8 protein-coding genes are annotated in these 14,480 nt (G+C 69.9%); 4 read left to right on the forward strand and 4 right to left on the reverse strand.

Annotated elements, in window-relative coordinates:
• Positions 1 to 52: 52 nt before the first annotated feature.
• Positions 53 to 625 carry a TetR/AcrR family transcriptional regulator gene (locus PV364_RS17625; RefSeq protein ID WP_319660961.1) on the reverse strand — a complete coding sequence of 191 codons (573 nt, stop codon included), beginning with the start codon at positions 623 to 625 and terminating at the stop codon, positions 53 to 55.
• Positions 626 to 1,890: 1,265 nt separating this feature from the next.
• On the opposite strand from PV364_RS17625, the gene PV364_RS17630 reads away from it, so the two are divergent.
• Positions 1,891 to 2,982, forward strand: a complete 1,092-nt coding sequence (locus PV364_RS17630; protein ID WP_319660962.1) for a PP2C family protein-serine/threonine phosphatase — start codon at positions 1,891 to 1,893, stop codon at positions 2,980 to 2,982.
• Between the two features lie 121 nt (positions 2,983 to 3,103).
• Positions 3,104 to 4,645: an ATP-binding SpoIIE family protein phosphatase gene (locus PV364_RS17635; protein WP_319660963.1), complete on the forward strand. Its 1,542-nt coding sequence runs from the start codon at positions 3,104 to 3,106 to the stop codon at positions 4,643 to 4,645.
• A gap of 104 nt (positions 4,646 to 4,749) precedes the next feature.
• Here the strand turns inward: PV364_RS17635 and PV364_RS17640 are convergent, their stop codons facing one another.
• The 3 genes from PV364_RS17640 to PV364_RS17650 all read right to left on the reverse strand — a co-directional run bounded on the left by PV364_RS17640 (position 4,750) and on the right by PV364_RS17650 (position 8,693).
• On the reverse strand, positions 4,750 to 6,156 hold the full coding sequence (locus tag PV364_RS17640) for an FAD-binding oxidoreductase (RefSeq protein ID WP_319660964.1): 1,407 nt from the start codon (positions 6,154 to 6,156) through the stop codon (positions 4,750 to 4,752).
• 314 nt (positions 6,157 to 6,470) lie between these two features.
• Entirely contained in the window at positions 6,471 to 7,034 is a 564-nt protein-coding gene (locus PV364_RS17645) for an NAD(P)H-dependent oxidoreductase (protein ID WP_319660965.1), read from the reverse strand.
• 699 nt (positions 7,035 to 7,733) lie between these two features.
• Positions 7,734 to 8,693: a helix-turn-helix domain-containing protein gene (locus tag PV364_RS17650; protein WP_319660966.1), complete on the reverse strand. Its 960-nt coding sequence runs from the start codon at positions 8,691 to 8,693 to the stop codon at positions 7,734 to 7,736.
• Between the two features lie 329 nt (positions 8,694 to 9,022).
• On the opposite strand from PV364_RS17650, the gene PV364_RS17655 reads away from it, so the two are divergent.
• Positions 9,023 to 9,385 (forward strand): HIT family protein, encoded by a 363-nt coding sequence (locus PV364_RS17655; RefSeq protein WP_319660967.1) that lies wholly within the window; start codon positions 9,023 to 9,025, stop codon positions 9,383 to 9,385.
• 494 nt (positions 9,386 to 9,879) lie between these two features.
• Positions 9,880 to 14,025 (forward strand): carboxypeptidase regulatory-like domain-containing protein, encoded by a 4,146-nt coding sequence (locus PV364_RS17660; protein ID WP_319660968.1) that lies wholly within the window; start codon positions 9,880 to 9,882, stop codon positions 14,023 to 14,025.
• Positions 14,026 to 14,480: the final 455 nt, after the last annotated feature.

Here is a 14,480-nt window from a genome sequence, read left to right on the forward strand (position 1 = left end):
CGACACGCCTACGGGACGCCGAGCGGGTCAGGACACCGAAGTGGCGTGCCCGTCAGCCGTGTGCCGGCTGATCGCTGCCGGCAGCGCTCGCCACCGCGGCGTGTGAAGCCCGCAGGATCTGTTCCGACACAGGCGTGCCCGCGGTGGCGCGGGCGAGAATGAGGCCGCCGACGAGCGTGGCGTAAGCGGCCAGACCGGCGTCACCAGGCGCGATCCACTCCGCGACCTTCTGGACGCCCTTGGCGTAGGTCTCCCTGTGCTCGGGCTCACGCGCGACATCGCCGGCGAAACCGGCCGCGGGGCAGCCGGTGCCGGGGTTGTCGCGATGGTCGACAGAGAAGTAGGACTCCAGCAGCGACTGCCACGCCGCCTGGTGCTCCCCGGTCTCCTGGTCCAGAGCCTCGAGGTCCTGCAGGTTGTCGGCGAACGCCTTGGCGGCCGCTTCTTCGACAAGCGCGGCTTTGGAGGCGAACTGCTTGTAGAAGCCCCCCTGGGTGAGGCCGATCGACTTCATCACATCCGCGATGCCCACCTTGGCCACACCGTCCTCACGGAACAGCCGAGAGGCCGCGGCGACCACTCGCTCCCGGTTGGCCTTGGCTTCTGCTTGCGAGACGCGACTCATCTCTCACCCTCCGTAGTGCCCGCCGGTCATCTGCCGCGTCGCGGGCTGTGACGAGGACGGGCGGGCAGACACCTCGACGCTAAGATTATGCCTGCCGTCTATCCCCTGCCGCAGCGGCCCGTGGGTCGCACCCCAGTCGGCACAGCGGACCAGCTCCCGCGGGGCGACGACCGGTCGGCAGGCACCCGCAGCCGCTCCCCGCACCGGCGAGTGCGCACGAAACCGTCCACGTTCCACGGAGCACGGATGGCGCTCCCGCATGTAAGATGGCACCTACAATCTAATATGGGCGTTGCCGCCCCGGGGGCAGGGATGGGCACCCATCCGCTCAAACAGCCCTCACCCAGGGGTCGTTCCGACATCGCGCCGGTGACGAGAAGGACTTCGCCACCGGAGCCACGGAGACGGCGCTCTCACCGCAGCCGCTTGCGGACGGTTCACCGCGTCGCACACACGACCCGTACGACGCCGAAGGCCGTTGCCCGCGGGTGCCGTTGAGGCCCTGCCGCGGTCGCCGGCGGCCGTCCGACCCGAGTCGCGTCGGGGACGGTCATGACCTCACCAGCCCGCAGAGGCGGGTGACCCGATCCCACGGCAGACCCCCGGGTCGTCCAACCGCCTTTCACGTGCCCCGCGGTGAAGCGTGGTGGGACGCGACGCCGCTCATGCCGCACCCGACCCGGACGGAGGGGGTAACGGCTCGCTTGACGCACCGAACCGCACGTCGCACAGTTGAAACGCATATCGGCACACAACTTCCACCATACGAAAAAGTGAGGGACGGCGGAGCTGTGACGCCAACAGAGCCGCAGACATACCGAAGACGGCACAGCACCGGCGTGGACCCGCACCTGGTCTCCCTGCCACTCTGGGACACGCACCAGTCGACCCCTCGCGCACCGCGAGCCGTACTGAGCGGCCCGACGCGCTGGGAGGCCGCTGCCCGGCCTGTCCCTCTGGCCGGACGATCACCGGTATGACCGCCGCCTCGCCAAGAAGACCATTCGCCGGGGGCGCACCGCCGGTGGACTCATCGAGCCTCATCCTCACTCTCCACGCCGCGATGGCACGAAAGCCGCGCCATGTTGATACGACGCAGCACCTCCAGGAAAGTCGGGTCACTCCCCCGACTCGTGACGCACCTCTGCCCTCGCTCGCCCGCCGCCCAGCGCGCGGCCCACGACGGAGCCCGCTTGCTCCCGGCATTCGGCCCCCAAGTGCGCAAGCGGCCGAAAGCTTTTGACCGGGGCACCGGACCCTTGGGCATGCGCGGACACGCGGTGCCTCCGCTCCTGCTGATCACGGCCATCACCTTGGGCGCGTCGTTCGCCCCCCTTGCGGTCCACCTGTCCCCGCTGCTCGTGGCGGCTCCCACGTGCACGGGAACGTTCGCACGAACACGCTTCACGGCCGTCGTCGCGCTCGTGGCAGCCGCGGCGGTGCTCCTCGTGGACAACCACGACGGCCTGCTCCACTCACCGCTGCTGCCCATCCACATCGGGGCGGTGCTCATAGTGTCCGCGTTCGTCCTCGCCTCCCGGGCCATGCACGACCGCGATCTGAGGGAGCTGGCTCAGGTGCGGGCTGTCTCCGAGGCCGCTCAACGAGTGCTGCTGCGCCCGATCCCCCCGAAGGTGGGCCCCTTCCGCATCGCCTCGATGTACCGCGCCGCGGCGGCACACGCTCTGGTGGGCGGTGATCTGTACGCGGCGTCCCGCACCGGCCGCACCACGCGCGTCCTCATCGGAGACGTCCGGGGGAAGGGTCTTCCGGCCATCGAGGACGCCTCCGCCGTGCTGGGTGCCTTCCGTGAGGCATCGCAGCATTTCCGCACACTCCCGGAGCTCGCGGCCGCGCTGGAACGCAGCGTCCGCAGGCACCTGAGCGAGTTGACGGCTGACACCCTCGACAGCGGCGAGCGATTCATCACCGCCCTGCTGATCGAACTCCCCGACGACGAGGAAGTCGCCAGAGTGGTCAGCTGCGGACACCCGCCACCGCTGTTGCGCCAGGGCAGCCAGGTCACCCTGCTGCCCGTCGCCCGGCCCGCCCCGCCGCTGGGGCTCGCGGCGGAATCCCCCGACGCCTTCTGCCTCGACACGGTTGCCTTCGGCCCCGGAGACACCCTGCTCCTGTACACCGACGGCCTGGCCGAGGCCCGCGACTCCGCCGGCGAGTTCTTCCCCGTCCTCGACCGTGCCGGTACATGGACCTGGGAGTGCCCGAGCCGCCTCGTGCAGCACGTCAGCCTCGACGTGGACCGGCACGCGGGCAAGAAGAACCTCCAGGACGACCTGGCCCTCGTCGCTGTCCACCATCCAACGCACCGCGTCCACGGCGGACAGGCGCCGCCGTGATCCTCCACAGCCCGAAGGCCCGCACACCCGCGCACAGACCCCGGCTCCCGCGCCACACACCATGCGCATCGTCCGGCAGGCACTGCGCACCCCGTCAGAAGGGACGGTGACAAGGATGGCCATGCCCAGACTCCTCCTGCTCCGGCACCCGAGTGCGCTGCTCGCCGTCTATCTCGCCGCGACCTGCGCAGTGCAACTGGAAGTCTCTGCGGTGGGCTTGGTCCGCTGGTCGGACTACTCGGTGCTGGCCCCCCTGATGGCGGCCGCCCTGCTGCCCGTCAGACACACTCTGATCGTCGGAGCCTGCACGCTGGCGGGCAGTGTGGCCATCTACGGTTTCGTGATCCCGGGCGTGTCGGAGGGGGGCCGGACGGTGGTCATCGCCGCAGCCCTTCTGTCCTTCGGTATGAGCCTGCTCATCTGCCGGGTCCGGCTCCGCCAGAAGGCCGGGTGCGTCTTCGCCGTACGTCCCGGAAGGCGTGAGGAGACGGGCCGCATCGTCTCCGCACCACGTGAGGCCACTGGCGACCCGTGCGCCTTCTTGTGGGAGGCCGGACCGGCGCCTGGGCGCCTGCCGCAACCCGCGGCCATGGAACTCGCCTACTGCCGGACCGACGACGGAAGGCCGCAGGCCCACTGGCTGGACGCGATCCCGCTGTCCGGAGCCCGCGTGGCGCTGGTCGCCGGCAGCGTGACCGAGGACGGAGAGCCGGCCCCCGCCCTGGTGCCCGAACTGCGTGCCGCGGTGCGCACGCTGGCGGACATCGACGTGCAACCGGACGAGGCGCTCACCCATCTCCACGACGTCATCCGTCGGTTGCGGCCCGACGAGAGCACCCGCGATGTCACGGCAAGCTGCCTGTACGCCGTCTACGACCCCGTCACCGCGGACTGCACCCTCGCCTGCGCCGGGCACCCCGCGCCCAGCGTCATCGCCCCTGACGGTGTGATCACTGCCGTGGACCTTCCTGCCGGGGTAGCGCTCGGGCGCGCGCGGGCGAAGGTCGGGACCGCCGAGATCCGGCTCAGGAAAGGCAGCGTGCTCCTGCTGCCCTCGCACTCCGCCGCGCCGCCCGATCCCGGGAAGGACACCGATCGACTCGAGGCGCCCGAGCAACTTGTGGACCCGAAGTCATCGCTCACCGACACCTGCCGTGCTGCTCTGGAGGCCTTTGTGGCAGCGGGAGCACCACGCCGGTTGCACGTGCTCGCCGCCCGTACCCGCACGCTCGACGGCACCACAGTGGCCACCTGGGACCTCCCTGCGGACCCCGCGGCTGTCTCTGCCGCGCGACAACATGTCACGGCCACCATGAGGACATGGGGCCTGGACGACGCCACCTCCACCACCGTCCTCATCGTCAGCGAGCTCGTCACCAACGCCATCCGCCATGCCCAGCCACCGGTACGGCTCCGCCTGATCCGCTGCGCCACGGGCCTGACCTGTGAGGTCACCGACGGCAGCACCACCTCCCCGCACCTTCGACGCGCCTGCACCTTCGACGAAAGCGGCCGGGGACTGTTCATCGTCGCCCAGCTCACCCAGCGCTGGGGCACCCGCCACCACCCGCAGGGCAAGACCATCTGGGCCGAGCACGCCTATCAGGCCGACGAACCCGTAGGGGAGGAAGAGCAGGCCCTGCGGGCCGGGCTCGTCTCGTGACGGCCGGCATTCGCGGGGACGGCTCGGTGCCGCGGCGCCTTTTACGGGCGACCGGGACCCCTGGGGGCCGGACGGTCGAGTCCGGCCCCGAAGGCCCAGCCCCGTCAGCCGGGCGAGATGTTGTGGTTCACACGGAACATGTTGGTCGGGTCGTATGCCTTCTTCGCCGCAGCCAGACGCCGGTAGCGCTCTGCGCCGTAGACCTCGCTCAACCGCTCCGGGTCGGTGGCCTCTTCGATGGAGAGGAAGTTGACCATCCTGCGCTCGTCCGCCCAGGGCTCCATGGCATCCATCACCTCGTCGAGCTTGCCGCTCAGGAACTCGGCCTGGTCCGGGGCGCCCACGCCGATTCCGAAAAGGACGAAGGGGAGCCCTCGGCTGGAGACGGCGTTGGGTACCGCGGGCTCACGGTCGAGTGCGCCGCCGAGCACGCGGATCTCGACGCTCACCAGCGGGGAGCCCGACCCGGGGCCGAGCAGTTCGATCAGCTGGTCGGCCGCCTCGGCGGGAAACGCGCGCAGCATCGTCGTTCGGTCGTAATAGGGCATGGGTGCCGGGGGGTCCATGTGGATGGCCCCCATCGCGGTGAAGGGCATCTCGCCCACGGTGTCGATGAGCGCCGGGGCGGCCGTACGCAGGGGGGCGATCAGCCGCTCGCCCTCGGCCACCGGACCGAGGTAGGCGATCCGCACGTGGACCACGAACGCCCCCCGGAGCGGCTCCGGCAAGTCGGGCAGCGGAGGCAGCCGCTGCACGGCCACGGAGGAGGACATCTCCTCGGGCATGTCCGACTGCCAGGTGCGCCAGGTGTGCAGCACATCGGCAAGTCGTTCGCCGGGGAAGTAGATTCCGCCGCCGTAGAAATGGGTCACCGGGAACAGGCCGAATTCCAGCGCGGTGACGACGCCGAAATTGCCTTTGCCTCCGAGCAGGGACCAGAAGAGTTCGGGATCACTGTCCGCTGTGACATGACGCAACTCGCCATCAGCGGTCACCACCTCCAGCGAGCGGACATGGTCGGCCGCGTATCCCCGGCTTCGGCCGAAGACCGGACTGAGTCCTCCCCCGAGGGTGTACCCCGCCACGCCCACCAGCGGGGCGGAACCGCTCATCGGGGCGAGCCCGACGGCGGCGGCCTGGTCGATCACCTCCTGCCAGACCACACCGGCCTCGACCCGTGCGCGCAGCCGGCCGGCGTCGACGGCGATGCCCTTCATGCGCCGGGTACTGATCAGAACGCCGCCCCGGGCAGCGCCGACCTGTTGGTGCCCGGTGGTCTTCACCGTCACCGCCCGGCCCTGGCGGGCCGCGAAACGGATCGCCGCCTGTACGTCGGCCGCGTCGGCGGCACCGACGACGAGCGCGGGCTCCAGGGGGGCGTTCAGGTTGTAGATCCGGCACTCGGCGTCGTAACCCTCGTCGCCGGGCAGCAGAACCGGGCCGCTCACCAGCGATGCGAGTTCGGCCGCGTCCGCGGAAGCGACCCGTGCGAACGGAACGTCAGAAGTCATGGGATCCCTCGTGAAACGGTGCCGCAAGGTGAACGGGCAACTGCCCGCCGGGTCACCCCGCGCGCGCAGACGGGAGCTGCACAGGTGCGAGGAAGGCGGCATATTCCCGGCGGCAGACAATGGGTTTTTATATCACACGTATCATCTAAAGATTCCCGGTCACGCTGTTGCCGCTCAACTGCTCGCGCTCCACTGGCCATCGTCGATGGACGCCGTGCACGACAGAGACCCCGTCTCGCCGGGTACGCCCGCGACGCCCGTCCGGCACTTCAGCAGGGCGGCCCGGGGAGACAGGGCACTCGGACAGCGGCTGATCAGGCGCCGGCACGCAGCGGCTGCAGGGCCTTCGACCAGCTGACGACCTGGTCGAGCATGGCCTCAACGGCGGGCTGGTGGTGCGGGCCCGGCTTGAAGTCGCTGTAGTTCTCGAAGTCGGTCAGGAGGGACAGCGCGACCTGCGCACGCACCGTGGCGATCTGCAGCTCACTCGCGATGAGGCGGAGGTGCTCGACGGCCCGGGTGCCGCCGCCGGAGCCGTAGCTCACGAACCCCGCGGCCTTGTTGTTCCACTCCGCGTACAGGTAGTCGAGCGCGTTCTTCAGGGCACCCGTGGTGGAGTGGTTGTACTCGGGGGTGACGAACACAAAGCCGTCGAACTCGGCGATCTTCGACGCCCACGCCTTGGTGTGGGCGTTCTGGTACTGCCCGAGCGACGGGGGAAGCGCCTCGTCCAGGAGCGGCAGCGGATAGAGGGCAAGGTCCACGAGCTCGAACTCGGCGTCGGAACGCTGCTTGGCGACATCGAGAACCCAGTCCGCCACGGCGGCGCCGTTGCGCCCCGGACGGGTGCTGCCGAGGATGATCGCGATCTTGGTCATGTCGAGCCTTTCGTTGGTACGGCTTCACGTCAGGCACGCACTGGTACCCGGCGCCGGGATGTGACGTGCATCGGTGGCTCCGGAGACGGTTCCGGTGCGGCGCCCCGCCCACTCAGAGGGCGACCGGGGGCCGGACGGACCTGACCCTCGCCGAGGAGAGCCCACGCGAGGTGGCCCTCCCGGGGCGCCCCTCCTCGTCGACCCCCGCGGGTTCGGTGCCTACGACGTCGTCGGCGGGGACAGTAGGACGAAGCAACCGAGAAGGGCAACCAGGGAAAAATGCCCGATACGTCCAGAGATGAACGCGGGTTGCCGGCCGGCGCGCCGCGCGAGTCGCGCTCGTGAGCAGCCCGTCGGCGGCCCTTCGCGCGCCGCCCTGCATGCTTCGGCGGGGCGCGGTGTCAGCAAGACGTCACACCGCGCAGCGGCTGGGCACCCAGGGGGCCGGCTGTCCGGGACCGGGCGCCGGACCCGAATCCTTGCACGGCGAGGCAAGCCGGTGGGCGGATCCGTGCACAGAAAGACAAAACGACGATCCGTGTACCGCTTAGCCTGGAAACATCGGAGAACGCGCACTCCGGTCCCCCGGTGACGGACAAGGGAGTCGGAGGATGGAGCGCTTTTGTCGTGACCCCTGCTGCGCGATGAAACCGGTCCGGACTTCGGACGGGGTCGCAGCGTTGCCGACGGAACGTCCGTTCAGTCCGCCGCTTGTCCCGATCGCCACTCGCGAGGACTCACGCCGTACGTCGCTTTGAATACGCGGCTGAAATGGGGTGCGCTGGCGAACCCCCACCGGTGCGCGATCGCCTCGATCGTCATGGATCGATGCACGGGCGATGCCAGTTCTCTCCTGCACTCCTCGAGGCGCTGCGTCCTTATCCAGTCGCCGAGGGTGATTCCGGCCCGGGACAGGGTCAGGTAGAGCTGGCGTACGGAGACATGATGCTCGGTGGCGATACGTGCGGCGGTCAGGTCGGATTCTGCCAGGTGGAGGCGGACGTATTCCTCGACGCGCTGAAGAAGTGTGTGGTGCAGAGGCCCTCTGGCCAGGTCGTCACGGTCCAGGCTCGTCGTGGCCACCGCCCTGATCAGGTCGACGCAGGGCTGCGCGAGCATGGCGGCCTCGGCATCACCGACGGCCGCCCGCTGGCGGGCCAGCCGGGCGAAGAACGCCGCTGCGGCAGCCACGAGCGGGCGCTCCGAACCGATGCGTGCGGCCGCGACCTGACCGAGCAGGGACGATCGCAGCCCCAGCACGTGCGTGGGAACGCGAACGACGACCGCACTCACGGCATGGTCAAAGGAGATGTCGTAGGGCTTCGCATTGTCGATCACCGTGAGATCGCCCGCCCGGATCACTCCCCGCTTGCCTCCCTGACTGAACCGGGTGACCCCCGTCTCCTGCAGTACGAGGAAAACGTGCGGCACCATGTCCTCTTCGACAGGAGCGTTTGCACGCCGGAGGCCCGCCACATTCCAGTCGATTCCCGCGACTTCCACCGCACCCACCGTGTTGATGTCCGCAACCACCCTCAGGTGAGCCGGATCCCGCGGAAGGTGCACCTCTATCCGGCCGTTCACCGACCGCGAGAGTTCACGAATGGCATCCGCGCGATCACCGGGAGGCAGCGACTCCACGTCGAACCGAATTGCCATTGAGCTCTCTCCAAAGTGACCGCGGGCAGGCGTTGCGGGTAGGTCTTCCACGGTACAGCGACAGTGTCTGCCTTACGATTTCACCCGATTCAGGCCGGGAAGCGGGTGGCGCGGCCGCCGTCTCAACGCCGTGCAGATCGCCGCACAGAGCCGCACTGCCGTGCTGGCCACCCGTGCGATGACTGGGGTGAGTCGGGCGCGGGCAGGTCCACGATGGTGGCGGCGCCACCAGCAGCGGGGCGACAAGGGCCGGGCTCCACACCCTAGATGGGACTGCCCGTCAGTACCCTATGAGGCATTGGTTCCCACGCGTGAGGATGTGGCATCCGGTGAGCACCCCTGCGGTTTCCGACTTCTACTGCGACCAAGCGCTCTCCGGACTCACGCCCGTCACAGTGGTGGCGGAGACAGAGACGGTGCTCGCCTTCGAGCACACGCGACCGTCCCATCCCGTCCACATCGTGGTGGTGCCCAAGGCGCACGTCCCTTCGCTCGCGGATCTCGGCGAGGAGGGCCCGGTGCTGCTGACCGACGTCATGATGGTGGTCGGCGAGGTCGCGGCGAAGGTCTCCGCCCAGTACGGCGCTTGTGCTGTGATCACCAATCTTGGCCGGTATCAGGAGTCGCAGCACTTCCATGTCCACGTCACCTACCGAGGTGATGACGACCGGCCGCACCCCGAGGGCTGCTGAGCCACGACTGCCTCTGAGGGACGGGGTCTGGCCGTGAGCGGTCGACGATGAGCTGGATCGTCGGTCCCCTCACCGCGGTCCGTCGAATCCGGTTCCGTCAGCCGCCCCCATTGAGGGCCCGCACGCTGACGGAATCGATCGCGCACCGGGACGAGTCCACCTGGGACGGCGTCCCAGGCGCCGGCGCGGTCATCGCGCCGTCGCCGCGGGACGAGCCGGGTCGAGAATCCGGCAACCCACCCCCGGGGGTTGGCGCCTGCTCGAAGTGGCCTCGAAGGACACGTGCGAACAGCCCCCAGTGGCCCGATCAGGCCTGCGCGCCGTATTGACAGCCATCTGCAGTGGATCACTAATGGAGCCCGCAGTGAATGGATTCATTCGGCCCGCTGTCTGCACAGCGGATCAGGTGTCACCGGCCAGACGGGAACGATTACTTGCTCATATCACGAAAGCTCACGCGATGCGGGCGGCACAGAGTTACGGCGGTCCTGACGGTGCTGAGCCTTGCGGTGCTCACCGTGCTGGGGACGCAGGCGTCGGCCGCCGCACAGACGCCGACCGGCGCGACGCGCCCGGTGGCGGACACCGCCAGGGACAACGGCCTGTCCACGGAGCCCTCCTGCTCCACGCCGAAGAGGAATGAATTCGCTTGTTTCGCCCTGCGCCGCACGGACCTCGCGGTCGCCAGTCGGGCGGCGGAGCCGGCCGGATACGGCGCCGGGGACCTGCGGAGCGCCTATGACCTGCCGTCCAACGGCGGCAGGGGCCAGACCGTCGCCGTGGTCGCCGCGTACGACGACCCCACCGCCGAGCAGGACTTAGCGGTGTACCGGCAGCAGTACGGACTGCCGGCCTGCACGACCGACAACGGCTGCTTCCGCAAGGTCGACCAGCGCGGCGGCAGCGACTACCCCCAGCCCGATCCCGAATGGGCGGGCGAGATCTCGCTGGACCTGGACATGGTCTCGGCCGTGGCACCGAGCGCGCGCATCCTCCTGGTCGAGGCCGACAGCGCCGACCGCGAGAGCCTCGGGGCCGCGGTCGACCAGGCCGTCGCGCTCGGCGCCAAGTTCGTCTCCAACTCCTACGGTTCGTATTACGACAGTTATCCCGGGGGCGGTGAGGACCCCGCCGAGACCACCGACACGCACTACGACCACCCCGGTGTCGCCATGGTCGTCGCGTCGGGCGACCTGAACTACGGGGTCCCCTATCCCGCCGCCTCCCCGTACGTCACCTCGGTCGGCGGCACCTCCCTCGCACGGGACCCGAGCGCTCCGCGCGGCTGGTCGGAGTCGGTTTGGAGCAACGGGAACGACGGCACCGGCTCGGGCTGCTCCGCCTACCAGGCGAAACCGGCCTTCCAGAAGGACACCGGCTGCCCCCGGCGTACCGTCGCGGACGTCTCGGCCGTCGCCGATCCGGCAACCGGGGTGGCGGTGTACCAGACCTACGGGCAGAGCGGCTGGCAGGTCTACGGAGGGACGAGCGCGGCCACGCCGATCATCGCCGGGGTCTACGCGGCCGCCGGAACGCCGGCGGCCGACAGCTACCCCAACTCCTACCCCTACGCCGCCGACAGCGGCCTCAACGATGTGACCAGTGGGTCCAACGGCGAGTGCGACCCGTCCTATCTGTGCACCGCGGGGCCGGGATACGACGGGCCGACCGGACTCGGCACTCCACGCGGCCTGGGCGCGTTCCGCGGCGGACCGCGCGGGGCGGTCTCCGGGACGGTGACGGACTCCGAGACGGGCGAGCCGCTGGCCGGTGCCGCGATATCGGGCGGTGACGTCGTGGTGCACTCCGACGCCTCGGGGGCCTACACGCTGTCTTTGCCGGCCGGAACCTACGACATCGACGTCGAGGCCTTCGGCTACGCGACCGTATCCACACCAGAGGTTGTGATCGCCGACGGGGCCGCGCTGACGAGGAGCTACGCGCTTCACACGGTGCCCAGCCGCACGATCACGGGGAAGGTCACCGACGGTTCCGGGCACGGCTGGCCGCTCTACGCCAAGATCGTCGTGGACGGCTCGCCCGGTGGCCCGGTGTGGACCGACCCCACCACCGGCGTGTACAGCGTCACGCTCCCCCAGAACCGTGCGCACACCCTGCGGATCACCACCTCCCTCCCCGGCTACGAGGAGGTCGCCCGGCACCTCGCGGCCGGCACGTCGGCGCAGAGGCTCGACATCCCGGTACCCGCCGACGTCTGGTCGGCCGGCGCCCCCACCTACGCGCCGCGGCTGACCGGCCCGACGCAGGAGTTCACCTCCACCGACTCCGCGCCCGAGGGCTGGTCGGTCGTCAACGCCGAAGGTACCCAGGGCGGCTGGGCGTTCGACGATCCCGGATCGCGGCCCAACACCACCGGAGGCGACGGCGGTTTCGCGGTCGTGGACAGCGACCACTACGGCTACCCGGCCACCCAGGACTCCAGCATGGTCAGTCCGCGGTTCGACTTCACCGGCGTCGCGGCCCCCGAGCTGGCCTTCGACACCGACCTCGTGCCCTTCCTCGGTCAGACCGCCGACCTCGACGCCAGCACCGACGACGGCAGGACCTGGAAGAACGTCCGTTCCCTGACCGACGACGCGGCCGGCCCGACGCACCTCGACGTGCCCCTGGCCGCGTACGCGGGCAAGCCCTCGGTCAGACTGCGCTTCCACTACACCGCCTCGTACGCCCTGTGGTGGGCCGTGGACAACGTCGTCATCGGAGGCCGGGAACTCACCCCCGCACCGTCCGGACTGATCACCGGAACCGTCACCGACGCCAACACCGGGACGGGGCTGGCATCCGCCGCCGTCACCGCCCGCGACGAGCCGGGCCTGAGCACGATCACGGCGGCGACACCCGACGACCCGAACCTCGGCGACGGCTTCTTCACGCTCACCGCGCCTCTGGGCCGGCACGCCCTCACGGCATCGACACCGCGCTACACCGAGCGGACCAGGACGGTCACGGCCCGCGCCGACACCGTCGTCGCCTCGTCGTGGAAACTCGCGGCGGGTCAACTGTCCCTGACGACCGACCCGATCGAGGCGACCGCGATCCTGGGCAAGAGAGCGACGCACCAACTGACCGTCACCAACACCGGAGGCGCGCAGGCCACCTTGACGGTGGCGGAACGGGCGGGCTCCGGCGGCACCGACCAGGGCGCACCTCTCCACCGCGTCACCCAGCGCCTGCTCCCGTCGTCCGGCACCGACGGCCACTCCGCGCAGATCGACGGCCGCACGACGCGGACCGCCGGGCGCGCGGCCGCCCCTGCCGCGGCCGGGCCCTCGGGTGACGCATGGAAGCCCGTCGCCGACCTGCCCACGGCCATCATGGACAACGCCGTCGACACCTACGACGGCAAGGTCTACTCGGCCTACGGGTACGACGGCGAGGACGACACCGGCGACCTGTACCGTCTCACCCCGGACACGGGAACCTGGACCCGGCTCACCTCGTCCCCGCACCCGCGCCGCGCGCCCGCCCACGGTTTCATCGACGGCAAGTTCTACGCCGCCGGCGGCTGGGGCAGCAGCACGGGGGGCATCGACCCGGGCCTGGACATCTACGACCCAGTCCGCAACACCTGGACCAGCGGCGCGAAGGCACCCAAGGCCTACGCCGGATCGGGAAGCACCGTCCTGGACGGCAAGCTGTACACGATCGGCGGTTGCGCGGCCACAAGCTGCGGCACGACCGACGCATCCGTCTACGACCCCCGGGCCAACCGCTGGTCGGAGATCGCCCCGTACCCGGAGCCCATCGCCTGGCAGTCCTGCGCCGCCATCGGAACCAGGATCTACTGCGCGGGCGGGGAGAGCGGAGGCGCCGTCGCCGTGTCCTCCGCGTACGTCTACAACCCCGCGACGGACACGTGGTCGGCGCTGCCCGACATGCCGATCCCGCTGTGGGGGGCGGCGTGCACCGCGGCCAACGGACTGCTGCTGATCTCCAGCGGAGTGACCGACGACAGTCAGCTCACGAACCAGGGCTTCGCCCTCGACCCCGCTACCGCCACGTGGGACGCCCTGCCCAACGCCAACACGAGCACGTTCAGGAGCGGCGGCGCGACGGGCTTCTACAAGGTCGGCGGCACGGTCGACGCCTACGAGCTCTCCCCCACCACCACCGTCGAGCTCCTGCCCGGCTACGACCGGGTGGGACTGTCGGAGGTCAGCTGGCTCGGCGAGTCCACCAAGAAGATCACCCTGGCCCCCGGTCAGAAGGCGCAGCTCACGCTCACCCTCGACACCACGGCGCTGGAGGTCGCACAGCCCGGCGACTTCGGCGCCCGGCTCGCACTGTTCACCGACACCCCCTACGCCCTGCCCGACATCCCCGTCTCCCTGCACGTCAGCCCGCCGAGAACGTGGGGCAACATCAGCGGAACGATCCTCGGGGCGACCGCCACGGGAGGCCCGGCCCCTCTGCCCGGCGCGACCGTGCAGATCGACAGCTGGGCCGGCTCCCACACGCTCACGACGCGTCCGGACGGCACCTTCGGGCTGTGGCTCGACACCCGTGACAACCCGCTGACCGTCATCGTCGCCAAGGATGGCTACCGGCCGACCGTGGCCACGGTGCGGCTCCAGAAGGCAGTCACCGTCACTCACAACGTCACTCTGAAGCGGTCGTAGCGGCCACGGCCTTGGCACGTCGGCGCTCTTGCGCCCGCAAGCGCGTCATGCCGACGGTCCGCCGAACCTCCCCCCAGGGGGCGGTCGGCGGACCTCGGCCGCACCGCCGCCGCTCCGTGTCCTGCTGACGCGGATAGGCCGGCGTCACGTGATCGTGCCCGGCCGACCGCGCGAACGACGAGGCCCTGCTCACGATCCGCAAGCCATGGGCCCGTCATGATGGTGGGATGTAAATTCCCCGAGTCCATTCGGTTGCCTGTCAATTCCCACTGACAGCGTGTGAGACGGCCACAACCCAGCCATCGAGGCTCCCACGAGAAGGTACGGGAGGGTTGCGAATCGAGTGCGGGGCGAGCACAACCTGCACAGCTGTGACGAAAAGGGACGGTGTCCCTGACATAACTTCCGGAACAATCCGACATCAGGGGTGACCTGCCTGCGCGGGCCACTGGTAG

The sequence above is a fragment of the Streptomyces sp. MI02-7b genome (assembly GCF_033793585.1).
Classification (GTDB): Bacteria; Actinomycetota; Actinomycetes; order Streptomycetales; family Streptomycetaceae; genus Actinacidiphila.

Bases quoted from the DNA above. Each gene is read 5' to 3' on its own strand.
- PV364_RS17625 (WP_319660961.1), bottom strand. From the start codon at position 625: ATGAGTCGCGTCTCGCAAGCAGAAGCCAAGGCCAACCGGGAGCGAGTG.
- PV364_RS17630 (WP_319660962.1), top strand. From the start codon at position 1,891: ATGCGCGGACACGCGGTGCCTCCGCTCCTGCTGATCACGGCCATCACC.
- PV364_RS17635 (WP_319660963.1), top strand. From the start codon at position 3,104: ATGCCCAGACTCCTCCTGCTCCGGCACCCGAGTGCGCTGCTCGCCGTC.
- PV364_RS17640 (WP_319660964.1), bottom strand. From the start codon at position 6,156: ATGACTTCTGACGTTCCGTTCGCACGGGTCGCTTCCGCGGACGCGGCC.
- PV364_RS17645 (WP_319660965.1), bottom strand. From the start codon at position 7,034: ATGACCAAGATCGCGATCATCCTCGGCAGCACCCGTCCGGGGCGCAAC.
- PV364_RS17650 (WP_319660966.1), bottom strand. From the start codon at position 8,693: ATGGCAATTCGGTTCGACGTGGAGTCGCTGCCTCCCGGTGATCGCGCG.